26 protein-coding genes are annotated in these 23,447 nt (G+C 73.3%); 9 read left to right on the forward strand and 17 right to left on the reverse strand.

The window, feature by feature from the left end:
* Positions 1-28: 28 nt before the first annotated feature.
* Positions 29-1,516, reverse strand: coding sequence for a sugar transferase (locus NUM_RS00280; RefSeq protein WP_207122461.1), 1,488 nt, complete (start codon positions 1,514-1,516; stop codon positions 29-31).
* Between the two features lie 241 nt (positions 1,517-1,757).
* Entirely contained in the window at positions 1,758-2,621 is an 864-nt protein-coding gene (locus tag NUM_RS00285) for an Fpg/Nei family DNA glycosylase (RefSeq protein WP_207122427.1), read from the reverse strand.
* A gap of 167 nt (positions 2,622-2,788) precedes the next feature.
* Here NUM_RS00285 and NUM_RS00290 point away from each other — a divergent pair, with 167 nt between their 5' ends.
* Both NUM_RS00290 and NUM_RS00295 read left to right on the forward strand, forming a co-directional pair.
* Complete coding sequence (locus tag NUM_RS00290; RefSeq protein WP_207122428.1) at positions 2,789-4,006, forward strand: glycosyltransferase family 4 protein; 1,218 nt, start codon at positions 2,789-2,791, stop codon at positions 4,004-4,006.
* 259 nt (positions 4,007-4,265) lie between these two features.
* The gene (locus NUM_RS00295; protein WP_207122429.1) at positions 4,266-4,601 is read left to right on the forward strand and encodes a SemiSWEET family sugar transporter; all 336 of its coding nucleotides are present in this window, start codon (positions 4,266-4,268) and stop codon (positions 4,599-4,601) included.
* Positions 4,602-4,683: 82 nt separating this feature from the next.
* Here NUM_RS00295 and NUM_RS00300 read toward each other — a convergent pair whose 3' ends face one another.
* From NUM_RS00300 to NUM_RS00320, 5 genes are all read right to left on the reverse strand, one after another.
* On the reverse strand, positions 4,684-5,253 hold the full coding sequence (locus NUM_RS00300; RefSeq protein ID WP_207122430.1) for a YdeI/OmpD-associated family protein: 570 nt from the start codon (positions 5,251-5,253) through the stop codon (positions 4,684-4,686).
* Positions 5,254-5,380: 127 nt separating this feature from the next.
* A complete protein-coding gene (locus NUM_RS00305) occupies positions 5,381-7,087 on the reverse strand; it encodes a serine hydrolase domain-containing protein (protein ID WP_225918229.1) in 1,707 nt (568 codons plus the stop codon).
* Positions 7,088-7,269: 182 nt separating this feature from the next.
* Positions 7,270-8,553, reverse strand: a complete 1,284-nt coding sequence (locus NUM_RS00310) for an MATE family efflux transporter (RefSeq protein ID WP_207122431.1) — start codon at positions 8,551-8,553, stop codon at positions 7,270-7,272.
* Entirely contained in the window at positions 8,550-9,278 is a 729-nt protein-coding gene (locus NUM_RS00315; protein WP_207122432.1) for a CDP-alcohol phosphatidyltransferase family protein, read from the reverse strand. The genes NUM_RS00310 and NUM_RS00315 overlap by 4 nt, the downstream gene beginning before the upstream one ends.
* A gap of 10 nt (positions 9,279-9,288) precedes the next feature.
* A complete protein-coding gene (locus NUM_RS00320; protein ID WP_225918230.1) occupies positions 9,289-10,008 on the reverse strand; it encodes a phosphocholine cytidylyltransferase family protein in 720 nt (239 codons plus the stop codon).
* Positions 10,009-10,336: 328 nt separating this feature from the next.
* On the opposite strand from NUM_RS00320, the gene NUM_RS00325 reads away from it, so the two are divergent.
* Positions 10,337-10,735, forward strand: a complete 399-nt coding sequence (locus NUM_RS00325) for a CBS domain-containing protein (RefSeq protein ID WP_207122434.1) — start codon at positions 10,337-10,339, stop codon at positions 10,733-10,735.
* A 60-nt stretch (positions 10,736-10,795) separates the two neighbouring features.
* Here the strand turns inward: NUM_RS00325 and NUM_RS00330 are convergent, their stop codons facing one another.
* Entirely contained in the window at positions 10,796-11,329 is a 534-nt protein-coding gene (locus tag NUM_RS00330) for a MarR family winged helix-turn-helix transcriptional regulator (RefSeq protein WP_207122435.1), read from the reverse strand.
* Positions 11,330-11,425: 96 nt separating this feature from the next.
* Between NUM_RS00330 and NUM_RS00335 the strand changes: the two genes are divergently transcribed.
* Together NUM_RS00335 and NUM_RS00340 are read left to right on the forward strand one after the other, a co-directional pair.
* Positions 11,426-12,004 (forward strand): YceI family protein, encoded by a 579-nt coding sequence (locus NUM_RS00335; protein ID WP_207122436.1) that lies wholly within the window; start codon positions 11,426-11,428, stop codon positions 12,002-12,004.
* A gap of 347 nt (positions 12,005-12,351) precedes the next feature.
* Positions 12,352-13,830 (forward strand): glutamate-cysteine ligase family protein, encoded by a 1,479-nt coding sequence (locus tag NUM_RS00340; protein WP_207122437.1) that lies wholly within the window; start codon positions 12,352-12,354, stop codon positions 13,828-13,830.
* Positions 13,831-13,923: 93 nt separating this feature from the next.
* Here NUM_RS00340 and NUM_RS00345 read toward each other — a convergent pair whose 3' ends face one another.
* Positions 13,924-14,838 carry a GNAT family N-acetyltransferase gene (locus tag NUM_RS00345; protein ID WP_207122438.1) on the reverse strand — a complete coding sequence of 305 codons (915 nt, stop codon included), beginning with the start codon at positions 14,836-14,838 and terminating at the stop codon, positions 13,924-13,926.
* A 42-nt stretch (positions 14,839-14,880) separates the two neighbouring features.
* Between NUM_RS00345 and NUM_RS00350 the strand changes: the two genes are divergently transcribed.
* Positions 14,881-15,159 carry a GlsB/YeaQ/YmgE family stress response membrane protein gene (locus NUM_RS00350; RefSeq protein ID WP_207122439.1) on the forward strand — a complete coding sequence of 93 codons (279 nt, stop codon included), beginning with the start codon at positions 14,881-14,883 and terminating at the stop codon, positions 15,157-15,159.
* A 47-nt stretch (positions 15,160-15,206) separates the two neighbouring features.
* Here NUM_RS00350 and NUM_RS00355 read toward each other — a convergent pair whose 3' ends face one another.
* The 3 genes from NUM_RS00355 to NUM_RS00365 form a co-directional block, all read right to left on the reverse strand.
* Positions 15,207-15,674, reverse strand: coding sequence for an RrF2 family transcriptional regulator (locus NUM_RS00355; RefSeq protein WP_207122440.1), 468 nt, complete (start codon positions 15,672-15,674; stop codon positions 15,207-15,209).
* A 7-nt stretch (positions 15,675-15,681) separates the two neighbouring features.
* Positions 15,682-16,398 carry an ATP-dependent Clp protease proteolytic subunit gene (locus tag NUM_RS00360; RefSeq protein WP_207122441.1) on the reverse strand — a complete coding sequence of 239 codons (717 nt, stop codon included), beginning with the start codon at positions 16,396-16,398 and terminating at the stop codon, positions 15,682-15,684.
* Between the two features lie 69 nt (positions 16,399-16,467).
* Entirely contained in the window at positions 16,468-16,794 is a 327-nt protein-coding gene (locus NUM_RS00365; protein ID WP_207122442.1) for a helix-turn-helix domain-containing protein, read from the reverse strand.
* 91 nt (positions 16,795-16,885) lie between these two features.
* Between NUM_RS00365 and NUM_RS00370 the strand changes: the two genes are divergently transcribed.
* Positions 16,886-17,176 (forward strand): hypothetical protein, encoded by a 291-nt coding sequence (locus tag NUM_RS00370; protein ID WP_207122443.1) that lies wholly within the window; start codon positions 16,886-16,888, stop codon positions 17,174-17,176.
* 381 nt (positions 17,177-17,557) lie between these two features.
* Here NUM_RS00370 and NUM_RS00375 read toward each other — a convergent pair whose 3' ends face one another.
* Positions 17,558-18,310, reverse strand: a complete 753-nt coding sequence (locus tag NUM_RS00375) for an isocitrate lyase/PEP mutase family protein (RefSeq protein ID WP_207122444.1) — start codon at positions 18,308-18,310, stop codon at positions 17,558-17,560.
* Positions 18,307-18,786: a carboxymuconolactone decarboxylase family protein gene (locus NUM_RS00380; RefSeq protein ID WP_207122445.1), complete on the reverse strand. Its 480-nt coding sequence runs from the start codon at positions 18,784-18,786 to the stop codon at positions 18,307-18,309. Before NUM_RS00380 ends, NUM_RS00375 begins: the two co-directional genes overlap by 4 nt.
* Positions 18,787-18,832: 46 nt before the next feature.
* On the opposite strand from NUM_RS00380, the gene pdxR reads away from it, so the two are divergent.
* Positions 18,833-20,230 carry a MocR-like pyridoxine biosynthesis transcription factor PdxR gene (pdxR, locus tag NUM_RS00385; RefSeq protein WP_207122446.1) on the forward strand — a complete coding sequence of 466 codons (1,398 nt, stop codon included), beginning with the start codon at positions 18,833-18,835 and terminating at the stop codon, positions 20,228-20,230.
* A 111-nt stretch (positions 20,231-20,341) separates the two neighbouring features.
* On the opposite strand, the gene NUM_RS00390 is transcribed toward pdxR, so the two are convergent.
* Positions 20,342-21,136 (reverse strand): phosphatase PAP2 family protein, encoded by a 795-nt coding sequence (locus NUM_RS00390; RefSeq protein WP_207122447.1) that lies wholly within the window; start codon positions 21,134-21,136, stop codon positions 20,342-20,344.
* A 69-nt stretch (positions 21,137-21,205) separates the two neighbouring features.
* Positions 21,206-21,868, reverse strand: coding sequence for an alpha/beta fold hydrolase (locus tag NUM_RS00395; RefSeq protein WP_207122448.1), 663 nt, complete (start codon positions 21,866-21,868; stop codon positions 21,206-21,208).
* A 70-nt stretch (positions 21,869-21,938) separates the two neighbouring features.
* Between NUM_RS00395 and add the strand changes: the two genes are divergently transcribed.
* A complete protein-coding gene (add, locus tag NUM_RS00400; protein ID WP_207122449.1) occupies positions 21,939-22,925 on the forward strand; it encodes an adenosine deaminase in 987 nt (328 codons plus the stop codon).
* 18 nt (positions 22,926-22,943) lie between these two features.
* On the opposite strand, the gene NUM_RS00405 is transcribed toward add, so the two are convergent.
* Positions 22,944-23,435: a GbsR/MarR family transcriptional regulator gene (locus NUM_RS00405; protein ID WP_225918231.1), complete on the reverse strand. Its 492-nt coding sequence runs from the start codon at positions 23,433-23,435 to the stop codon at positions 22,944-22,946.
* Positions 23,436-23,447 lie beyond the last annotated feature (12 nt).

The following is a 23,447-nucleotide window of genomic DNA, read 5'->3' on the forward strand; positions in this document are numbered from 1 at the left end:
TCTCCCGCCGGGCGGCGGTCTCCGCCGGTCAGTAGGCGCCGCGGCGGGCGAGCACCACGCCGAGGGTGCGCCAGAGGATCAGCAGATCGAAGGTGAGCGACCAGTTGTCCACGTAGTACAGGTCGAGCCGGACCGCGTCGTCCCAGGACAGGTCGGAGCGGCCGGACACCTGCCACAGCCCGGTGATGCCGGGCCGCACCAGCAGCCGGCGCCGTACGTCGCCGAGGAAGTCGCCGTCCTCCGCCGGCAGCGGCCGCGGACCGACCAGCGACATCTCGCCGAACAGCACGTTGATCAGCTGCGGCAGCTCGTCCAGCGAGGTACGGCGAAGGAACCGGCCGATCGGGATGACCCGCGGATCGTTGCGGATCTTGAACAGCAGCCCGTCAGTCTCGTTCTGGTCGGCGAGCAGCGCCAGCCGTTCCTCGGCGTCGCAGTACATGGTGCGGAACTTCCACACCTCGAACTGGTTGCCCTCGCGGCCGACCCGCGGCTGCCGGAAGAACACCGGGCCCGGGTCGGAGATCTTGATCGCGATCGCGATCGCGGCGAACACCGGGGTCAGCACCAGCAGGCCGAGCGCCGAGGCGACCCGGTCCAGCAGGTTCTTCGCCACCCAGCCGATGCCGGAGATCGTCGGCTCTTCCACGTGCAGCAGCGGCAGACCCTCGACCGGCCGGATGTGCACCCGCGGGCCGGCGACGTCGGTCAGCTGCGGCGCCACCACCAGGTCGATGCCGGTGCCCTCCAGCTGCCAAGCCAGCTTGCGCAGGCCGCCCTCCTCCTGCCGGGCCGTCCCGCACATCGCGATGGTGTCGGCGCCGATCTCGCCGACCACCTCGATCAGGTCGCGGCCCGCGTACAGCGGGACGGGCGCCTCGACGCCGCGCGCCCCGGCCCGGCCCTCGGTGAGGAAGATGCCGGTCGGCACCAGCCCGGCGTTGGGGTTGCGGGTGATCGCCCGGTAGACCTCCATCGCCTCCGGCAGCGTGCCCACCAGCAGCAGTTGCTGGGAGGCGCCGCCGCGGCGGCGGATGACCAACAGCACGATGCGGGCGACGAACCGGGCGAACAGCACGTAGCCGAACGCGGTCAGCAACGCGGTGCCGACCGCCAGCCGGGACAGGTCGGTCTTGAACGCCATCACCACGAACGACACGATCGCGACGACGATCAGCCCGGCCCGGAAGACCCGCTTGAACTCCTCGGTCCCGATGCCGAGGTACCGGCGTTCGTAGGCACGGCTGCCCCAGAACGTGATGGACCAGCCGAGCGGCAGGACCACCATGCCCCAGATGAACATCGCCAGCGGGTAGTCACCGCTGAAGCCGTCGCTGAAGCCGTGCCACGGATACTCGGTGGTCATGATCGAGGTGAGGCCGCCGAGCGAGGTCAACACCAGCTCCACCGCGGCGAGCACGAACGCGTAGGTCCGGTCCCAGCTCGGGCGGCGCTTGCGGTCGCGCAGCCAGAAGGAGCGGGTGATGCCGTTGTTGTCGTGCCCGTTCGGTGACATCTTCCGCGCCGCTCGTGTCGTCGCGGGCTCCGTCTTGGCCTGGCCCGGCGTGGTGTCCGGCCGTTCGAGGCTCGTGGTCACCTCTGTGTGCCCTCCCGCACCCCGCGCACCGTGATCGTCAGGGCCATCAGTCTGCCACGCGATGCTGTGTACTCCCCGTGACCCGCCCGACCGCCGCAACCGACCCGGTCCGCCGAAGCGGGCCGGGCGAACGCGGCGCTGCCGCTCGTCGCTCACCGGATCACTTCAACAACCTGGACATCCGGCGATCGGCCAGCGGCCGACCGGAGGTCTGGCACGTCGGACAGTACTGAAGGCTGGTGCCGCTGAACGACACCTCACGGACAGTATCACCGCAAACCGGGCAGGGAAGCCCGGCCCGGCCGTGTACTGCCATTCCTGATCGCTTTTCCGCCTTCAAGGTTGCAGAGCGTTGCCCCACCGCTCGTTTCAGTGCATCGGTCAGCACCGCGCGGAGCGCCTCGTACAGCCGGGACACCGCCGCCTCGTCGAGCCGGTCGGACAGCGCGAACGGGGACAGCTTCGCCGCGTGCAGGATCTCGTCCGAGTACGCGTTGCCCACGCCGGCGAGCGTCTGCTGATCGGTGAGCACGCCCTTGATCTGACGGTGCGTGGCGCCGAGCAGCCCGGCGAACCGCTCCGCGGACACCTCCAGCGCATCCGGCCCGAGCCGCGCGACGCCCGGCACCTCCAGCGGATCGGTCACGACGTAGGCGGCGAGCCGCTTCTGCGTGCCGGCCTCGGTCAGGTCGAAACCGGACCCGTCGTCGATGCGTACCCGCAGGGCGATCGGCCCCTTGCCCGGCCGCGGCGGCGTGGCCGGCAGCGAGTCGCGGTAGTGCAGCCAGCCGGCCCGGGACAGGTGCACGACCAGGTGCAGCACCGGCTCACCGGCGAACCGCACGTCCAGGAACTTCCCGTGCCGGCCGGCGTCGAGCAGCTCCCGGCCGACCAGCGCCGACAGCGGCGGGTCGTAGGTCTTCAGCGCACTGAACGCGACCGGGTCGGCCCGCTCGACACGATGGCCCCCCGCGCGTTCGGTGAGGTAGGCGGCCAACGCCGCGACCTCCGGCAACTCCGGCATCCGTCCAGTTCAGCAGGTCTACGCGGCGCCGTCCAACCGGTCGGGCAAAACGGGCCGGTAGGGTCTGAGCCGAGGTGGGACGCGAGTCGTCGCTCGGCGGCAACGGGGCCGGCGACGCCCAAACGGGCGTCCCGGACGGATCGGTCAGCGGGTAGGGGAAAACCGGCATGAAGGTTGTCATCGCGCACAACCTCTACTCTTCGGCGCAGCCGTCCGGGGAGAACGAGATCGTCGAGTCGGAGTCGCGGCAGCTGGCGGCCGCCGGCGTCACCGTGCTGCCGCTGCTCCGCCACTCCGACGACATCGCCGCGCTGCCGGCCACCCGCAAGGCGCTGCTGCCGTTCTCCCCGATCTACAACGCGGGCGCGCAGCGCGAACTGGCCGAGCTGATCCGGCGCGAGCGGCCGGACGTGCTGCACCTGCACAACCCGTACCCGCTGCTGTCCCCGTGGGTGGTGCGCACCGCGCACCGGTACGGGGTGCCGGTCGTCCAGACGGTGCACAACTACCGGCACGTGTGCGCGGCGGCGACGTACTTCCGGGACGGGCATCCGTGCCACGACTGCCTCGGCAAGCGCTTCCCGACCCCGGCGATCCGGCACTCCTGCTACCGGGGGTCGACCGCGCAGTCGGTGGTCATGGCGACCACGCTGGCCGTACACCGGCCGACCTGGCGCAGCGTCGACCGGTACGTGGCGCTCGCGCCGCACCTGGCCGACCACCTCAAGACGTTCGGCATCACCGACGAGCAGATCGCGATCAAGCCGAACGGCATCCCGGACCCCGGCCCGCTCGACGACAGCACCGGTGACGGCTTCCTGTTCTTCGGCCGGCTCACCCCGGAGAAGGGCGTCGACCTGCTGCTGGACGCCTGGCAGCGGCACGCCGACGGCGACGCCGGTACGTTGCGGATCGCCGGCGACGGCCCGCTGCGGGCCCGGGTCGAGGCGGCCGCCGCGGCCCGCGCCGACGTCGAGTACCTCGGCCTGGTCGACCACGCCGAGGTGGTACCGGGCCTGATCCGGGCGGCGAGCGTCGTCGTGGTGCCCTCCACGTACGCGGACGCGCTGCCGACGGTGATCCTGGAGGCGCTGGCCAGCGGCCGTCCGGTGCTCGGCACCAACGTCGGCGGCACGCCCTATCTGCTGGGGCTCGACCCGGCGCACCAGCCGGCCGACCCGGCGCCCGGCTGGGTGGTCGAGCCGGAACCGGCCGCGCTGGCCGAGGCGCTCGCGATGGCCCGGCTGCGCGCAGCACCGCTGCGGCCCGCGGCCCGGCACCGCTACCAGACGGCGTTCGCTCCGGACGTGCTGCTGCGCCGGCTGATCGAGCTGTACGAGGAGGTCGCCGCGGACGCCGCCACGGCCCGCGCGCCGCAGCGCTGACCGGTCACCTCGCGCCTCACCCGTCCCCGCGACGAGGTCGTCCGCGTCGCAGCGACGACCGGTACCGGGAGAGCTCCGGCCAACGGGCGCGAAATGCGCGAAAACCCTTGCGGTTGAGCGGGATCCGCCGAACGGCCAGTGTCCACGATCACGCTGTCGTCCGGGCGCTGCGGTGGCTACATTCTGCTGGTACACCGGTGGTCCGGCGAGTCGTCGCCGGCCCCGTTTCCCCCGCACCACCGTTCCGAAAGACCCCGCCGTGATCGCCTTTCTGGGCTTCTTCGCTGCTGCCCTCTCCACCTGCTCGCTGGTGCCGCAGGTCTATCGCAGCGTCCGTACCCGCAGCACGGGTGACCTTGCCTGGGGCTACCTGCTCGCGATGCTCGCCGGCGGGATCGCCTGGCTCAGCTACGGGCTGGCCACCCACGACGTCGCCGTGGTCGTCGCCAACGCCACCTGCTTCGCGCTGTCCGCGGTCATCGCCGCCACGAAGCTGCACGGGCGGATCCGTCCGGTGGCCGCCCTCACCGTGCTGCCGGGCGTGCAGGCGACGGCGCTGGGCACCGAGCCGACCGCGGTCGAACCGGCGGCCTGACCCGCTGCCGCGGCCCGCCAGCTCGCACCGTCGTCGAGGCAGGCAGACGCACTCGCGATCCGCCGGCCGCCACGTGGTGCCGTCAGGGGTGGATCTTCTCGCCGGCGGCGAGCATCGCGACGAACTTCTCGATCCGGCGGGCCCGCGTCTCGGGCCGCTTCGCGTCCTGGATGCGGTGCAGCACCGCGTAACGGTTCTGGCTGTCCAGGGTGGCGAAGAACTCGGCGGCGGTCGGCTGCTGCTCGAACGCGGCGGCCAGATCCGGCGGGATCGTCGCACCGGCGGGCCCGTCGTACGCCGCGTCCCACCGGCCGTCCGCGCGAGCGGCGTCGATCGCGCGCTGCCCGGCCGGCAGCATCCGGCCCGCCTCGATCAGCGCCTCGGCCTTGGCGCGGTTGCGCTTGGACCACTTGCTGCGCGGACCGCGCGGGGTCCAGCGCTGCCGGTACGACTCGTCGTCGATGCGGCGCACCTGACCGTCGATCCAGCCGACCCGCAGCGCCTCCTCCAGCGCCTCGTCGTAGCGCACCGTGGGGCGACCGGTCGCCTTCTTCGCGAACCGGATCCACACCCCGGTCGCGGTCTCGTGCTCGGCCGCGAGCCAGTCGGCCCACTCCGCCTGGTCGGCGAAGCTGCGCTCCTCCTCGTCCATGCCGCCGACCGTACCGCCCCGGTCCGACAACCTGCCCGGCTCGGGCCGAGCCGGTTGCCGCGCGCTCACCTCGGCGGCGGCGCCTCGCTGCTCGCCGTGCCGGCACCGCCGGCACGGCCGGGCGGCGCTACCGGTCGATCGGCAGGTCCGGCACGCCGGACCGGTCCGGTCGGGTGACCAGCGGCGCCCGCAGCTGCGGCAGCAGCGGCGGCCCGACCAGCGGTACCAGGTTCCACGCCACGGTCGCGCCGGTCGGCCCGACGGTGACCCGGACCCGGCTCGGGCTGGTGACCACGACCAGCTCGGCCACGAAGACCGAACCCTGCCAGGCGCCCGCGGCCGCCACCGGGCGACCCAGCGGCGCGCTCGACCACCAGTCGCCGTGCCCGACCGGTACCTCGAACGCCTCGGTACCGGCCTCGATCCGCATCGTCCAACCGCCCGGCCGCGGCTCGACCCCGATCGACGACCCCGCCGGCAGTACCGGCCCCGTCGGCCCGGGCTCGGCGGACGCCGGCGCGGTGTCGTCGGCGGCGACGGTCGCGGCGGCGCGGTGGTCGGGGCGATGCTCGCCGGGTACCGGCGGCAGTGCGAGCCCCGCCAGCCGGTCGGCCAGCTCGCGCTCCGCCCGCGCCACCGCGGCCGGCCCGAGCCGGTCCGCCACCGGGCCGTCCGCATTCGCGGCCGGATCGTCCGACGGGCCACCGCCCGCGCTTCCGGGGATCGCGGCCGGATCGTTTGACGAGCCACGCCCCGCGCCGCCGGGCATCGGGGCCGGATCGTCCGACGGGCCACCGCCCGTGCCGCCGGCGTTCGTGGCCGGATCGTTCGCCGGGCCGGGGCCCGCCCCGCGGGGTGCCGCGGCCGGCGTGCCGTCCAGCGCCGGGAGCAGGCAGTCCCACACGGCGTCGAGGATGACCTGGGTCCGCCAGGTCGCCGCGGTGACCGCGACCACCAGGTCGTACTCCGGTACCACCAGGCAAAGCTGGCCCATCGCACCGTCGCCGCGGTAGCCGTGCCGGGACCGCCAGAACTGGTACCCGTAGCCCACCAGCCAGTCCGCCTCGCGGGTCCCGTCCGCGAACTGGCGGGTCCCGACATGCCGCCGGGTGGCCAGCGCGACCCACTTGGCCGGTACCAGCTGGCGGCCCTGCCACCGGCCGCCGCGCAGCAGCAACTCGCCGAACGCCGCGACCGCCTCGGTGGTCAGGTACAGGCCGTGGAAGCCGAACGTGGCGCCACCGCGGAGCCGTTCCCACGTCACGTCGGTCACGCCCATCGGGCCGAACACCCGCTCCGCCAGCAGGTCCGGCACGGTACGGCCGAGGGCCCGCTCGATCATCCGGGTCAGCAGGTACGTGGTGGTGTTGTCGTAGGCGTGCCGCGCCCCGGGCGGCTCGTCCGGCGGCAGGCGCAGGAACCCGCGCACCAGGTCGTCGGGGTCCAGCGCCCAGGCCCGTTCCAGCGTGTCCGACCGGTGCCCGGTGGTCATCGACAGCAGGTGGTGCACGGTGAGTTGGGCGGCCCGCGGCGACACCGACTCCGGTACGTGGTCGGGCAGCACGTCGACGATCCGGTCGTCCAGCCGCAGCCGGCCGGACTCGATCGCCAGCCCCACCGCGATCGAGCCGAACGACTTGGTCAGCGAGTAGAGCAGGTGCGGCCGCTCCGGCGAGTACGGCGTCCACCAGCCTTCCGCGACGACGTGCCCGTGCCGCACCACCATCAGCGAGTGGCACTCCACCCCGGCCGCGGCAACCCGCTCCAACAGCGCCGACACCCCGTCGGCGGCAGTCCCCACCGCCGCCCGCGGCAACACCCGATCGCTTCTCACACCCGGAATTCTCGTCCGCCCGGCCACCGATTTTCCCGGCGCCGAACGCGGCGACCGCTCGCCGACGCCAGCACCCCGCCCCGTACCCGTCCTTCCAGCGACGATGCCGCGGCCACTTTGGCGTCGGACCCGCCGACGGCGGAACCCGACCTCGGCATCGACCCGTCCGGCGACGGAACCCGCTATCCGGCGAGGGCGCCCGACCCACCCGCGACCGCACCCGGCGTACCGGCGACGGTCGCGAGCGCGCGCACCGCGATCCGGTACAGCGAGGCCTGCACGGCGGTGCCGATCGCGGCGCCGGACATCAGCCCCCACGCCGCCCCGGGCAACCCGCCGAGCAGCGCGCCGAGCACCAGCCCACCGAGCGTCGCCACCGAGTAGGCGAGGTACTGCGTGAACAGCATCCGGGCCCGGTGCATGCCGCGCATCGCCACCGTGAACGGGATCTGCAGCAGGTACAGGCCGGCCTGCAGCGCGATGGGCAGCGCGATCGCCGCGACCGCCAGGTACGCCCCGGACCGGTACAGCGACAGCAACGGATGCGCGAGCGGTACGGCGACGGCCAGGATGCAGGCGCCGATCGCCGCGTTGACCGCCAGCACGGTACGGGTCTGCCGGCGCAGCCCGGCCACGTCGTGCGCACCGGCCAGCGCGGACGCCCGCGGGACGAGCAGTCCGTTGAGCGCCATGGTGAAGCTCTGCGCCGGCTGCAGCACGACGATCTGCACCAGCCGCAGCCCGGAGTAGGCGGTGGCGCTGAGGATCCCCTGTACCAGGCTGGCGATCAGCAACGTGGTCAGCTGCGCCAGCACCCCCGTCCCGGTGAACCAGCCGAGCAGGTGCCGGGTGTCGTGCAGCCACCGCGCCGGCCGCCCGGCGAACGGGTTGATCCGGGTTCGCGCGTAGAACACCAGCGCGCCGGCGGTGGCGCCGACGCCCCAGCAGGCGATCAGCGGTCCGCCGCCGACGTGCCCGGTCAGCAGCAGCGCCGCGACGCAGGCGCCCTGCACGACCACCCAGCAGCCGTCGATGATCAGCGCCTGGGACTGCCGGCCCCGGCTCTGGTAGGTGTAGCGGGCCAGGTCCTGCAGCAGGATCGACGGCACGAACGGCGCGCACCACACCAGGTCCGCCACGTAGTGCTGCGGCCCCAGCAGCCACCCGCCCAGCAGTACGACGACGCCGAGCAGGCCCAGCGTCGCGCTGGTGGCGTGCGCGTTCGCGAACTGGCGGCGCCGGTCACCCGCGTCGGCGAACCGCGGTACGTGCGCGAGCAGCACGTCGCCGACGAACGCGCGGCCGAGCCCCTGCACGAACACCAGCACGGCCACCGCGTACAGCATCAGGCCGGCCTCGCCGACCGGCAGCACGCTGGTACCGAGCAGGCCGGTACCAGCCGTGGTCAGCGCGACGAGCGCCTGGTCGGCAAGGCCGGCGACGGTGCGGCCACGCAGCCCGCTCACCGCAGGCTGGCCCGCCCCGCCGCCGCGATACTCGCCGCCAGAAACACGCAGTTGACCAGCGAGAACAGCACCATCACCCAGATCGTCCCGGCCGGCCAGACGGCCAGCACCAGGCCGATCAGGAACAGCATCGCGCCGTAGTCGCGGATCAGCTTGACGACGCGGACCGGCAGCGACGAGGAGGTCACCAGGCTCTCGTTGGTGCCCTCCTTGGCCATCACCGAGGTGACCAGGTTGACCATCCAGGACGACGCGAACACCGCCACCAACCAGACCGGCGTACTCGCCCGCTGCGCCACCGCCACCGAGCCGACCGCGGCGACCAGCGAGATCTGTACCGCCACGTCGACCAGCACGTCGACCCGGGCGCCGGCCGCGCTCCCGGAGCCGGCCACCCGGGCGAGCTGCCCGTCGGCGCAGTCCAGCGCGTACGCGACGTGCCACACCAGGAACGCCAGCACGCCGACGAGCCAGGCGGGCAGGCGGCCGGCGGCGACCGGACCGGCGGTGAGCACGACGGCGACCGAGGTGGCCACCCCGATCACCAGGTTCGCCGCGGTCAGCGCGGTCGGCGGCAGCCCGAGCCGGTACGCCGCCAGCGCGAAGACCGCGCCGAGCCGCTGGTCGAACGTCTCGGTGAACAGCCCGCCGCCGCGGTTGACGGCGAGGAAGTCGGCCGCGGTGGGCTCGGGCTTCGCCCCGGACCCGGTCTCCGGCTCGGGCACGAGCCGGGTCTCAGCCCCGGACACCGGGCTCGGTCGAATCGAGCTCGTTGGCCTTGGTCAGGTCGGGCTCGAAGTCGACCTCGACGCAGCCGTACGCGGAGATGTCGATCGCCGACACCTTCATCCCGGCGGTGCGGATGGCACCCTCGATACCGCCCTCGAAGTACTCCTGGTCGTCGACCAGGTCGAGGTGCTCGATCAGCGTCGCCTTGTCGGCCGCGGAGATGTGGTTGATGCCGACCGCCTCGCCGAGGCCGCCGACCACCTTCTTGGACAGCTCGGCGATGTAGCCGGCCGCGTCCAGCGTGTACTTGACCTCCTCGTCGGCGACGCTCTCGGTGTTGACCGCGACGAAGCTGCGGTCGGCCTCGATCGCCGGGCGCAGCTCGTCGAGCAGGCCGGGCACGAACACCACGTCGCCGTTCATCCAGAGCACGCCGCCGGGCGGGGACAACCGCAGCGCCTTGAGCAGGCTCTTGGAGGTGTTGGTCTGGTCGTACGACTCGTTGTAGACGAAGCTCGCCCGGTCGCCGGACTCCTCCATGATCAGGTCCTTCTTGAACCCGACCACGATGGTGACGTGCGCGTCGTCGCCGAAGGTGGCGCGCAGGTGGTCGAGCTGCTGGCGCTGGATCGTGCGCCCGTCGGCGAGCCTGGTCAGCGGCTTGGGGTGCGGTCGCCCCAGCCGGGTGCCCATTCCCGCGGCGAGGATGACGACATTGAGCGGCACGTCCCGGCTCCCTTCGACTGACCGATCACTCGGGCGAGGATATCCCCGCCGATCCGTGACCATCCGTGCATCTCGGTCCGCGCTGCCGGGCTCGGCTCGGTGCCGGGCGTGTCGGCCCGCGGCGGTATCCCGCGACGGTACCGCCCGGCGACCGGCGACCTCCGCCCACCGCCCGGGCCGGCCCGAACGGGCAGGTCGGCCCCGATCGTGTCGAAACCCTTGTGACTTGCGCCACGGGCGGGACAATACCGGTAAGGCGCGGGTACAACGCCCGGCATGTCAGCTTCGCTAGCAATCGTCCGCGCTGCGGTGAATGGAGTGAGATGCCATGCAGGTACGCGAGGCCATGAACCCGGTACTGGTGTCCATCGGTCCCGGCCACACCCTCCGCCAGGCCGCCGCACTGATGTCGCAGCGCGGCGTCGGCGCGGCCGTGGTGATCGACCCCGACGCGTACGGCCCGGGGATTCTCACCGAGCGCGACGTGCTGCGCGCGATCGGGGCCGGGCTGGACCCCGACGTCGAGACCGCCGAGTCGCACCACACCCGTGACCTGGTCTTCGCCGGCCCGGAGTGGACGCTGATCGACGCCGCGCAGGCGATGATCCGCGGCGGGTTCCGGCACCTGATCGTCATCGACCACGACGACGTCGTCGGCATCCTGTCGGTACGCGACATCGTCCGGCACTGGTCGCGGGCGGCCGCGGACCTGCGCACCACGGCCTGAGCCGGGTCACGCCGGGCCCGGCCGCCGCCGCGACCGGCTGCCCGCGGGATGCGACCCGGGTCACTCGCTGGCGGCGACCGGCTCCGACCGGTCGGGGCGCCGCAGGCAGGCGCGCTCCACCTCGCCGGTCACACCGGCGGTGGAACTGGGCCGGACCGCGTCCCGCACGGTGCGCAGCGTGTCTTCCAGGGCGGCGAGCGCCTCGGGGGCGAGCAGGCCGGTGAACCAGGTCTCGATCAGCGCGTTGTGCTCCGGCAGGATCCGCTCGACGCGGTCCTGCCCGGCCTCGGTGAGCACCGCGAAGAAGCCGCGCCGGTCGCTCGGGCAGGCCTCCCGGGTGACCAGGCCGTCGCGTTCGAGCCGGTCGACGACCCGGGTGACCCCGCTGGTGGACAGGATCGTCTGGGCGGCGAGGTCGCTCATCCGAAGCCGGTACCGGGGGGAACGGGCCAGGCGGATCAGCACGTCGAACTCGGCCAGCGACAGCTTGTGCGCCGCCAGCAGTGGCTGGAACTTCTCGTTCAGCCCGGCGTGCACCTCGTTCAGCAGGCCCATCGCGGTGATCCGCGGGTCCGTGAAGACCTCCTTCGTCATGCCTCCCAGGCTAGCAGTAGTTGACGAACGAAATATTTGCTGAGTAGATTGTTGTTGAGGCAAGTACAACTGCCAGCGCCTGGAGAGGACGAGGACATGAGCGAGAGCACCCTGGCCACCCGCGAGTGGGACGGCACCACCATCCCGCAGCCCGGCACCTACACGCTGGACGTCGCGCACACCCGGGTGGGCTTCGTCGTCAAGCACATGATGGTGAGCAAGGTTCGCGGCCAGTTCGGCGAGTTCGACGCCAACATCACGGTCGCAGAGGACCCGACGCAGTCGAGCGTCGCCGCCACCATCAAGATCGCCAGCGTCAGCACCGGCCAGCAGGGTCGCGACGACCACCTGCGGACCGGCGACTTCTTCGAGGCGGAGAAGTACCCGGAGATGACGTTCACCAGCACCGGCATCACCGGGCATCACGGCGACACCTTCACCCTGGCGGGCGAGCTCACCATCAAGGACGTCACCCAGCCGGTCGAGCTCAAGGTCGAGCTCGAGGGCGTGGCCCTCAGCCCGTACGGGCATCAGGTGTTCGGCTTCACCGCCAGCACCGAGATCGACCGGGAGACCTTCGGCCTGACCTACAACACGACGCTGGAGACCGGCGGCGTGATGATCGGCAAGAACGTCAAGATCGAGATCGAGGGCGAAGCGGTCGCCGCCTCCTGACCCGCGATCCGGCACCCGACGGCGCCCGCCGCTCCCCCGCGACGGCGCCGTCGTCGTGTCCGGCGAACCTCGTGCCGGCCGAGGACGTACCGCTTGGCCACGGCCAAGCCCGGCGGGGCGGCCGGGACCGGCGAAAGTGTCCGCGTCCCGACAGTACGGACGCCGCACGCCGGCCGGGTCGGGCCGCCCGGGAACCCGCCTGTACCTGCGGGAACGCCGAGCGCCCGGGCCGGCCGGCGCCATCCTGCCGGATCGGCCCGGCAGTGGCATGATCGAACGGCTGTAGCGTGCCGGTGACGGTCCGGTTACGGTTGACTCGCACCACATCGGGTGACGCGGGAGGACCGATGGGTAAGCAGCTCGACACGCACACGTTCACCCGCCAGGATCGAGCGCGCTACCGGGAAAAGGTGCGCAGCTGTCTGGACGTCTTCGCGTTGATGCTCAACGACTTCGCGTTCGACTCGGACAAGCCGCTGACCGGCCTGGAGGTCGAGATCAGCCTGGTCGACGACGACGCGAACCCCGCGATGTGCAACGCGGACGTGCTCGCCCGGGTGGACGATCCGATGCTCCAGGCGGAGCTGGGCCGGTTCAACCTGGAGATGAACGTGCCGCCCCGGCTGCTCGCCGGCGACGGCTTCGACGACTACCGGCGCGACATCAGCGGACGGCTGGCCCGCGCCGAACGGTCCGCCAGCGGGATCGGCGCGCACCTGTGCCTGGTCGGTACCCTGCCGACGCTGCGCGAGGAACACACCGGCACCGAGACGCTGTCCGGCGGCGAGCGGTACCACCAGCTCAACCAGCAGATCATCCAGGCGCGCGGGGAAGACCTGAGCATCGACATCCGCGGCATGGAGCGGCTGTCCACGATGACCGACTCGATCGTGCTCGAGGCCGCCTGTACCAGCCTGCAGTTCCACCTGCAGGTCTCGCCGGACGCGTTCGCCGACACCTGGAACGCGGCGCAGGCGATCGCCGGCGTGCAGTGCGCGCTGGGCGCCAACTCGCCCTACCTGTTCGGCCGGGAACTGTGGGCGGAGACCCGGATCGCGCTGTTCGAGCAGGCCACCGACACCCGGCCGGCCGAGCTGAAGGCGCAGGGGGTACGCCCCCGGGTCTGGTTCGGCGAGCGGTGGATCACCTCGATCTTCGACCTGTTCGAGGAGAACGTGCGGTACTTCCCGCCGCTGCTGCCGATCCTGGACGACGAGGACCCGAAGCAGGTGCTGGCCGAGGGTGGCGTACCGAAGCTCGGCGAGCTGCGGCTGCACAACGGCACCGTTTACCGGTGGAACCGCCCGGTGTACGACATCATGAACGACCGGCCGCACCTGCGGGTGGAGAACCGGGTACTGCCGGCCGGCCCGACCGTCGCCGACATGGTGGCGAACGCCGCGTTCTTCTACGGCGTGGTCCGGCAGCTGTGCGAGCAGGACCGTCCTATCTGGACGCAGATGACGTTCAGCTCGGCCGAGGAGAACTTCCACACCGCGGCCCGGGACGGCATCGAGTCCCGGCTGCTGTGGCCGGCGCTGGGCGAGGTGCCCGCCACCGAGCTGGTGCTGGAACACCTGCTTCCGTTGGCATACCAGGGACTCGACGAGTTCGGGGTCGACGCCGCGGTGCGCGACCGGCTGCTCGGCATCATCGAGGGCCGCTGCCGTACCGGCCTGAACGGCGCGCAGTGGCAGGTGGAGACGGTCGCGAAGCTGGAGGACGACCGGCAGCTCGACCGGCACCAGGCGCTGGCGGCGATGCTGCAGCGCTACTGCGAGCACATGCGCGACGGCAACCCGGTGCACACCTGGCCCATCGGCTGACCGCCCCCCACCGACCGCGGCAGGCCCCGGTCGCCGAGTACGCCCGTGTCGTCGCGGGCCGGTGTCGCCGAGCGGGCCGGTGTCGCCGGCTGGTCAGAGGTGGCGCAGGCAGCGCCACTGGGCGGCGTACTCGCGGTAGCCGAGGCGGGCGTTGATCGCGAGCATCGGCGCGTTCTGCTCGTCGTTTCCGGTGTACGCCTCGGTCAGGCCGCGCTCGACCGCACGCCGCAGCGACGCCACCTTCACCAGCGTGCCGAGACCCCGGCCGCGGTACGCCCGGCGGGTGCCGGTCATGCCCGACCAGTACCGCGGCGGGTCGGTCCGGGCCAGCGTGAACGCGGCGACCGTCCCGTCCACGACCGCCGCCATGCTCAGCTCGCGGTCGGTGTCCGGCGGCTGCCAGGCGGCCGCCAGCCAGCCCTCGTACGGCAGGTCGTCGACCGGTACGTCGCCGGGCTCGTCCCGGCTCGCGTCCGCGTCCGCCGACCAGAGCGGGCGCGGATCGTCGGCGAAGTCCGACCACGGGCGCAGCTCCACCCCGGCCGGTACCACCGGCTCCGGCAGCCGCGCCGCCGACAGCTCCGCCCGCTGGTACCGGGCGCGGCGTCGACGCTGGTAGCCGTGCTGGTCGGCGAACCGTTCGGACGCCGGGTCGGTCGACCCCCAGGCCTGCACGTCCCGGACACCGAGGCCGCGCAGGTGGTCCTCGGCGGCGGCGAGCAGCGCGGCACCGGCGCCGCGCCCGCGGTACGCCGGGAGCACCGAGACGTGCGCGAACCCCTGATGGGGCACCGACGTCTCCCAGTCCAGGCCGCACCGCACCAGGCCGACGGGCGTCCCGTCGAGTTCGGCGACGAACACCCGGAACCGCTGCGCCGCCGGCGCGTGCCCGAACTGCCACGCCAGCCCGTCCCGGCTGCGTACCAGGTAGGGGTGCACCGTGCGGATGATCTCGTGCAGGCGGTCGAGGTCGGTGTCGGACCGGAGGTCCCGTACGGCCGCTGGCATGCCCGCACGCTACCGTGCGAGAGAGGCGGTACAGGAGGGGCGATGCTGACGACGCTGGCGTGGGCGGTGATCGGCGGTGCGGTGATCGGGGTGCTGGCCCGGCTGCTGATTCCGGGCCGGCAGCCGGTGTCCTGGTGGGCCAGCATCGCGGTCGGCGTGGCCGCGGCGTTCGTCGGTACCGGCGTCGCCGAGGTGTTCGGGTTCCGCGACACACCCGGTATCGACTGGAAGAAGCACGTGCTGCAGCTCGGGTTGGCGGTGCTCGGCATCCTGGTGCTGACCGGCATCAACCGCCGCCGACACGCCGCCCGCCGCGGCTGAGCCGGCCGGCAGCCACGGGTCGCACCCGTCGACGCCGGACGCGCGGGTCAGCGCGACTGGCCGACGGTGATCCAGGCGCGCTCGTCCTCGGTGAGTTGTTGGACGGCGGCCGGCAACCGGCCCTCGACGACGTGGCCCAGGGTGACCGACTCCAGGATCGACCGTTCGCTCGCCCGCAGCGCGATCCACACCTCCTGCAGCGGTCGCGCCGCGCCGGTGTAGTCGACGTGTTCCGGCCGCTCGCCGCGCACCCCGAGCAGCGGGCCGTCGACGGCCCGGATGATGTCGGCCAGCGAGATCTCCTCCGGCGGCCGGGCCAGCCAGTAGCCGCCGACCGGGCCCCGCTGGCTGCGCACCAAGCCGGCCCGGCGCAGCTGGTTGAGGATGTGCTCCAGGAACTTGCCGGGGATCTCCTGGGCGCGGGCGAGCTGCTCGGAGGTGACCGGCGACTCGGTCGCGGCGGCCAGCTCGGCAGCGGCGCGCAGCGCGTAATCGACTCGGGCGGACAGCCGCATGGCTCGATTATCGTCCGTCGCCGGGTGTCGGCTCGGGCCGGCCTGGGATCAGCCTGTGTACCAGGCCGAAATCGATGGCAGCCGATGCCGACAAATCCCGCCGATCGGACAGTGCGCTCTCGATCTCGGACTGGCTGTGACCGGTACGGTCGGCGAGCCGGACGGCGAAGTCCTCCAGCAGCCGCAGGTGCGCCCCGGCCGCCCGGGTGACGTCCTCAGCGGTACCGGCCAGCTCGTCCACCCGCGGCTCGGCCAGCACGAACCTGGCGTGCGGGTACGCGAGGCGGTCGCCGGCGGCGGCGTAGACGCCGATCGCCGCGCCTCCGACGGTACCGAGGGCGACGGCCCGGACCGGGGTCTGCATCAGCTCCAGCACGTCGATCAGCCCGAACGCGGCGGCGAGCTCACCGTCCGGGCTGGACACGTGCATGGTGATCGAACCGCGCGGCCCGGCCAGGGCGTCCAGGGTCATCAGCGCGGCGCTGACCCGGGAGGTCAGCTCGGGCGTGATCGGGCCGGACACCGACACGGTCTGCTGCTCGAACATCCGCTGTTCCAGCCAGGACGCCGGGCCGGCGGCGGCCAGCCGGTCCGGCCCGCCGAACCGGGACGGCTCGGGCTGCCGGTCGGGCATCCCCGGTCGCCGACCCGGCACGTCGCCCGGGTCGTCGGGCGGGCGCCAGTCGGGAATCCCGCCGTACCGCGCCGTCGTGCCGTAGCTCATCGACCCTCCCCCTTCACCGGAAGCTCGATGCGGCACCACGCGCAGCACCCGTGGCTCGCTCGCTGGCGCTCACTCATCGAGCCCTCTCCCTCGGACGACCCGCTCGGTCGTGCTCGCTCGCCGGGGCTCCGCTCCGCCGTCACGCAGCCGCAGGTCGAGCCGGCGGTGCACGGCACCGGCGTAACGCTCCAATGTGGACAGTCGGGCGTCGACGGCGCCGGACTCCAGCCGGGCGACCGCCGACTGCGAGGTACCCATCCGGGCGGCGACCTCGGCCTGGGACAGCCCGGCCGACCGCCGCTGCGCCACCAGCTCGGCGAGCAGGCCGCGGCGGCGCTGCGCCATGCCCCGGAAACCGGGGAAGACCGGCAGCTCCTCGTCCTCCTCCGACGTCATATCAAATATGCTATCCCGGTCGGCGGGCCGCGGCCACCGCGACGCGGACCCCGGCTTGCCGGGCGTTCGGCGACTTCGGCAGGCTGTCCGCATGGATCTCGTGCCGGACAACGTCGGCCGCGACGGCGCCGACGGCTTCAACTTCCGCAACCAGGTGGCCGGGCCGCCGGTTCCGATCAACGGGGCGGCCCACCGCGCGGCCGACCAGGCCGCCGCCGAGGCGGTCGCGGCCATCGACGACGCCCAGCTGGCCGACCATCCGCTGGTGCAGGGGCTGCTCGCGGAGCTGCCGGACCGCGACGCGCGGCTGCCCGAGGGCTGGCTGGACCGCTGGCTGGAGGCGGCCCGCGCAGTGCTGGAGCTGCTCTACACCCGGCGCTGAGCCAACCGGGTGGCCGCGTCGCGGCCGACCAGCCAATCAGCGACCGCGTTTCGGCCGGCCAGCCGGTCGGTGGCCGCGTTGCGTCCGGCCAGCCGGTCGGTGGCCCGCGTTGCGGCCGACCAGACGGCGAGTGCCGCAGCGCAAGAATGGACGGAGCAGCGGCCCGGGGCAACGCCCCCCAACATCGACCCCGGGCCCGACCGCCTTCGAACTCGGCGGTGTGCTCCGCGCCGATGACGTTATCGACCGATGCTGCCAGGAACCTGAGTGCCAGCATCGGGTTGCCTCAACAGCGATCCCCCGCCCCGACACCACTCGGTCACCGAACGGAACGCGGGTCGCGGCGGGTGAGCCGACCGCGACCCGTCGTGTACCGCCGGGTCACGTCGACAGCGCGCCGACCGCGTTCCGGTACGCGTCCATCGCCATCCGCCACAGCAGTCCGCCGGCGGAGACACGCGCCACACCGAGCGCGGCGAACTCGGCCGGGCTCGGGCCGTCCGGCCGCCAGTGCACGTTGACCGGGCCGTCGATCCCCTCCACCAGCCGGGAGACCGTCGTCGGCGGGCAGAAGATCGGGTACACGCAGTCCGCGCCGGCGGCCAGGTACCGGTTGGCGCGGGCGATCGCGGCGTCGACCTGTTCGGCCTCGGACAGCCCGGGCGTGCGGAGGAACACGTCGACCCGCGCGTTGAGGACCAGCGGAACGCCGGCCGCCACCGCCGCCTCGCGCACCCCGGCCAGCCGGGCCGCATGAGTGTCCACATCGGACAGTACGCCGCGGGTCGAGTCCTCGATGTTGGCGCCGACCGCGCCGGCCGACACCAGCGCGGCGACCAGCTCGTCGGCGGGCAGCCCGTACCCGTCCTCGGCGTCGACCGTGACCGGCAGCTCCACCGCGCGGGCGATCCGGCCGGCCGCGGCGAACATCAGCTCGGCCGGCGCGCCGCCGCCGTCCGGGTAGCCGAGCGACTCGGCGACCGCGACGCTGCTGGTGGCGACCGCCGGGAAGCCCTGCTCGGCCACGATCCGGGCGCTGTGCGCGTCCCAGGCGTTCGGCAGCACGACGGGCCTGCCGGGCCGGTGCAGCGACCGGAACGCGGTCGCCACGTCGGCCAGCGCCGGCGCCGTCACGCGGTGGTCCGGTCGAGCGGCCGGCGGTGCGACACGTACCCACCGGGGACGGTGCGGCCGGTCACCGCGAGCCGGTTGAACGCGTTGATCACGACGGTCGCCCACACCACCGCGGACAGCTCCGTCGGCGACAGCACCGAGGCGGCCGCGTCGTACACCTCGTCCGGCACGAAGCCGTCGGTGAGCACCGTCACCGACTCGGCCAGCGCCAGCGCCGCCCGCTCCCGCTCGGTGAAGAACGGCGTCTCCCGCCACGCGTTCAGCGCGTAGATGCGCTGCTCGGTCTCGCCCAGCGCGCGGGCGTCCTTGGTGTGCATGTCGATGCAGAACGCACAGTGGTTGAGCTGCGAGCAGCGGATCTTCAGCAGCTCCATCAGGAACGGGTCCAGACCGGCGGCCTCGCTGCGCCGGTGCAGCTCGCGCAGCGTCTCGTACATCTCCGGGTGCGTCGCACTCATGCTCGTCCGCGTTGTCATGCCTCGACCCTAGGTTGGCGACCGGCCACGGATAGGGTCCAATCCGATGTCCGAACCATGGTCCATTGCCGGCGTCGACCTGCACCTCGACCTCGGTACCGGCGGGCGCCGGGCCGGGCTGACCGACGCGCTGCGCGAGGCGGTACGAGCCGGGCGGCTCGCACCGGGCACCCGGCTGCCGGCGAGCCGGACGCTCGCCGCCGACCTCGGGCTGTCCCGCGGCACCGTGACCGCCGCGTACGGGCAGCTCGCCGCGGAGGGTTACCTGCTGGCGCGGCCGGGCGCCGGTACCGTCGTGGCGCCCCGGGCCACCGCGGCCCGGCGGCCGGTGCCACTGGACCGGCCCTGGCGCCCGGTGGTCCGGTACGACCTGCGGCCCGGTTTGCCCGACCTGTCGGCGTTCCCGCGCCGCGACTGGCTCGCCTCGGCGCGTACCGCGCTGACGGCGGTGGACCACGCGGCGCTGGGCTGGGGCGATCCGCGCGGCCACGCCGACCTGCGCGCCGAGCTGGCCGGCTACCTGGGCCGGGTCCGGGGCGTACGGACCGAGCCGGACGCGGTGATGGTCTGCGCCGGGTTCGCGCACGGGCTGGCGCTGGTCTGCGCGGTGCTGCGGGACCGCGGGGTGCGCGCGATCGCGCTGGAGGACCCGTACCTGCCGCCGTACCGGGAGGTGGCCGAGGCGGCCGGGCTGCGCACGGTGCCGGTACCGGTCGACGCGGACGGCATCCGGGTGGACCGGCTGGCGGCGGCCGACGTGGGCGCGGTGGTGGCGACGCCGGCGCACCAGTTCCCGCTCGGCGTCGCGCTCGCGCCGGCGCGGCGGGTGCAGCTGGCCGACTGGGCCCGCCGCACCGGCGGGCTGCTGGTCGAGGACGACTACGACGGCGAGTACCGGTACGACCGGGAGCCGCTCGGCGCCCTGCAGGGCCTGGCCCCGGCGTCGACCGTCTATCTCGGTACCGCCAGCAAGACGCTCGCGCCGGGGCTGCGGCTCGGCTGGCTCGCGGCGCCGCCGGAACTGGTCGCGCCGCTGGTACGGCAGCGCCGGCACACCGACCGGCACACCGGGATCCTGGAACAGCTGACCTTCGCGGAGCTGATCCGGTCCGGCCGGTACGACCGGCACGTGCGACGCAGCCGGATCACCTACCGGCGCCGGCGGGACGAGCTGGTCGCCGCGCTGCCGACCGGCCTGCCGGTCACCGGCATCGCCGCCGGGCTGCACCTGCTGGTCGGGCTGCCGGCCGGGGTGAGCGAGTCGGCGGTGGTGAACGCGGCGCGGCGGCGTTCGCTCGGGCTGGAGGGCCTGTCCGCGCACTACGGCCGGTCCGGCCGCCGGCCGCCGCAGCTGGTGATCGGCTACGGCACGCCGCCGGACCACGCGTTCCGGCCGGCGCTGCGGGCGCTCGTCGACCTGCTCCACGAGTACCCGGGGCGCTGATCGCCGGGATGCGGCGCCGGCGATCGGCCCAGCAGCGCAACGGGCGACCGCGCGGCAACACCGGCCCGAACGGCAGGGCGATGGGCGGCGCCGGCGGCGGGCCGGCGGCGGTCAGGAACTCGACTCGGGCGCGGACTGGAGGGCGACCGTCTCGCTGACCGGCCGCAGCAGCCCCAGCAGGCCGATCCCGCACGCGGTGACCGCGGCGCCGCCGGCCAGGTCGAGCACGAAGTGGTTGCCGGTGGCGAGCACGACCAGCCCGGTACAGGCCGGGTAGCAGACCGCCAGGGCCCGCACGAACCAGTGCCGGACCAGCCAGAACACCATCGCACCGGCCCACAGCGCCCAGGCGAAGTGCAGGCTGGGGAACGCCGCGAACTGTGCCGCGGTGTGCTCCATCGGGCCGCTGGAGTAGTCCCCGATGCCGGGGAAGACCGCCATCGTGTCCACGATCCCGGCGCCGGGCACCAGGCGGGGCGGTGCCACGGGTACCGCGTAGTAGAGGACGAAGCCGAGCAGCGTCGGCACCGCGAGCAGGAACCGGGCGTACGGGTAGGCGGCGCGGCGGCGCAGGAACAGCCACAGGATCACCGCCGGGGTGACCACCTCGTGCAGCAGCACGTAGTAGTCGTTCGCCACGGTGGCGAGCGTCGGGTGCCCGGCGAGCGCGCCGTTCAGTGGCGCCTCCACGTCGATGCCCAGCCACCGCTCGGCGGCCAGGAACGCGTTCGCGTGCCGTATCGCGGGGACCGGCGAGACGTTGATCTGGTGCTGGATGAACGTGTAGAGACCGAACCCGATCCCGATGATCAGCAGCTCGCGCCACCACTTCGCCGGCGCGAGCCACCAGCGGGGCCGGGCCACCGGCTCGGTCCCCTCCTTCGCCGCTTCGTCGGTCAAGGTCACGGTTTCCATCGTCCAACGAAGATCACCGAGCGCCCACGGCATTGCCGAATCTCACGTCCGGGGCGGCGGTCAGCGTTCGAGGAAGTCGAGCAGGACGTCGGTGAACAGCTGTGGATGTGACCTACTCCACAGGTGCCCGACGCCGTCCACCAGGCGCAGTTCGGCCGCCGGGATGCCGGCCGCGAGCTGGTGCGCGGAGGCGAGGTTCGCCCGGTCCCGGGTGCCGCACAGCACCAGCGTCGGCGCGTCGATCTCGGCGAGCCGCGGCCGCAGGTCGACGCCGGCCAGCTCGCGCATCTCGGCCAGCAGGTTGGCCTTGCCGATCCGGGCATGGTCGGCGCGGGCCTGCTCGGCGTACTCGGCGGGGACCGCTCGGGCGTTGATCGCCGCGAGTGCGCCGGCGGGCAGCACCGCCATCACCGCCCGCTGCACGGTGAGCAGCGGCGGCGGGTACGCGATGCCGCCGGACAGGACGAGCCCGCGGACGGCGTCCGGCCGGGCCAGCGCGGCCCGGACCGCGACGGTGGCCCCGAGCGACAGCCCGACCAGGTACGCCGGTTCGTCGAGCAGGTCGGTGACGGTGTCGACGGCGGCGGCGAGGGTGAACGGGCCGCCGTCCCGGCCGGGCAGCTCCGGGGTGTGCACCCGGTGCTGCGGGGTCAGCCGGTCGCGCTGCGGCTGCCAGTACCGCGCGGTGACGCCGGCGGGGTGGATCAGCACGAGGGTGCTCACCCGAGGTGGTGTACCACGCCGACACCAACTCGGTGGGCCACCGCGGTGCCGAGCGGCTAGGTTCGCACTCGTGCCGAACTATCCGAAGATCGAGCTGCACGTGCACCTGGAAGGTGCGATCCGGGCGCACACGCTGCTCGACATCGCGCGCCGCAACGGCGAGACGCTGCCGGCGGACACCGTCGAGGGTCTGGCCGAGCTGTACGAGTTCACCGACTTCAGCCACTTCATCCGGGTCTGGCAGCTGACCACGAACTGCCTGCGCACCGCCGAGGACTTCCAGCAGATCGTGGTCGACTACGCCGCCGAGGCCGCCGGGTACGGCGCGGTCTACGTGGAGGGCATCTTCTCCCCGCCGGAGCGGGTCCAGCAGGGCATCGACTGGGCCGCCATGTACGAGGGGTACTGCGACGGCATCGTCGCCGCCCGCGAGCGGCACGGCGTCGAGGTGCGGCTGACCCCCGACCTGTACCGCAACGGCTGCCCGGTGGAGCTCGCCGAGGAGTGCGCGCGCTGGTCGGTGCGGTACGCCGACCGCGGCATCGTGGGGTTCGGCATCGGCGGGATGGAGGTCGGCCGCTCGGTCCGGCCGTACGTGCGGGCGTTCGACATCGCCCGGGACGGCGGCCTCGCGATCGTGCCGCACAGCGGCGAGACCACCGGTCCGGAGTCGATCCGGGAGGTGCTCGACCTGCTGCGGCCGGACCGGATCCGGCACGGCATCGGCGCCGCGCAGGACCCGGCGATGCTGGCCGAGATCGTCGACGCCGGCATCGTGCTGGACGTCTGCCCGACCTCCAACCTGCGCACCCGGGTGGTCGCCGATCCGGCCGAGCATCCGCTGCCGGCACTGCTCGCGGCCGGCGCACGGTGCACGATCAACACCGACGACCCGGCGATGTTCGACACCGACCTGGGCCGCGAGTACGAGCTGGCCGAGAAGCTCGGGATGACCGGCCGCGCCGCGTTCGACGCGGGCATCGCGGGTGCCGCCTGCGACGACGCGACCCGCACCCGGTTGGTCGAGATCCGGGACCGCGGCTGGCCGGCCGGCTGACCCCGCCGCGGGCGGGTGTCAGGTGGTGAGGCTGGCGCGGTGGGCGGCCCACCGGTCCATCAGGCCGGTCATCTCCTGCTCCAGGAACTCGAAGAAGTTGACGGTCTCCATCGCTCGGCGGCCGGCGTGCGTGTCGGTGCCGACCACGGCGACGCCGTCCCGCAGCGCCTCCACGACGTACTTCATGATCGGCGCCCGGGTGGAGATCGCCTGCTGCCACATGTCGTCGCGGACCGTGTAGTGGTCCCGGCGGCTGCCCGGTTCGCGCTCCCGGAAGGCCATCCCGACGTCGGTCAGGTAGCGGGTCGCGCCGGACACCGCGGCGGGGCTGACCCGCAGGGTCTCCGCCAGCTCGGCGGCGGTGAGCCGGCCGCTCTCGGCCACGAACAGTGCGGCGAACACCCGCGCCGGCATCCGCGGCACGCCGAGGCTGGCGACCACCGAGCCGAGCCGTTCCCGGTATCGCTCCACCGCGGTAACGGCCTGCTCGTCGCTGTCGGCCCTGGTCACGTCGCCCCCTCG

Source organism: Actinocatenispora comari, from assembly GCF_017312725.1.
GTDB classification, from domain to species: Bacteria; Actinomycetota; Actinomycetes; order Mycobacteriales; family Micromonosporaceae; genus Actinocatenispora; species Actinocatenispora comari.